The sequence below is a fragment of the Xanthomonas sp. SHU 199 genome (genome assembly GCF_000364665.1).
GTDB classification, from domain to species: domain Bacteria; phylum Pseudomonadota; class Gammaproteobacteria; order Xanthomonadales; family Xanthomonadaceae; genus Xanthomonas_A; species Xanthomonas_A sontii.
The window spans coordinates 1-662 of the sequence record NZ_AQOI01000636.1 but is presented as its reverse complement, the minus strand read 5'-3'; the positions used below and the strand labels follow the sequence as shown (position 1 = coordinate 662).

1 pseudogene is annotated in these 662 nt (G+C 75.8%); it reads right to left on the bottom strand.

The features are described from left to right. Positions 1-662 (bottom strand): annotated as a pseudogene (locus tag D183_RS0118340) (hypothetical protein); the annotation flags it as partial.

Genomic DNA, 662 nt, shown 5'->3' with positions numbered 1-662 from the left:
GCAGCGGCTGCACCGGCAGCGCCAGCCGCTCCGGTTCCGGCACGCGCCGCCACAGCGCCACCGTGCCGGGCACCTGCAGCTCGGCCTGGCCGATACCGATCGAGTACACGCCGGTGCGCACGATCGGCACGACGCACTCGGCATCGGCCGCCACGTCCAGCCACTGCGCCTGGGTCGCGCCCGGTGCCAGCAGGTCGCAGCGCCACTGCGCGGGGCCGTCAGCGGCGGGATGGAAGGCGAGCACCAGCGCATCGCCGGCGGACAGCACCAGCTCGGAGGTGGTGCAGATGCCCTGGCGCGGGAAGCGCTCCTCCGGGAACGGGACGATGTCCTCGAGATGGCGGCGCCATTGGCGCGGACCGGACGGCCGCGCACGCATCGCCGCAGGTGGGATGACGGGCTGCGCTGGCGGCGGCAACCACGCCGGCGCAGGCGTGACGCCGGCCTCGCCAATGGCGGGGCCCAGGGAAGCCGCCGCGGTACTGCCGGCCGTGCGTCGCGCCATCGCGCGATCGATCGCTGCGGCGACCAGCACCACCAGCACCCAGTACACCAGCGTGGCCGGCAGCACCGCCCAGCCGGAGGCCGAGTGCAGCGCCAGGGCCAGCGCCAGGGCCAGGCGCAGCACGCGCGTGCCGACGGACACGCTCACCGCACGCGCC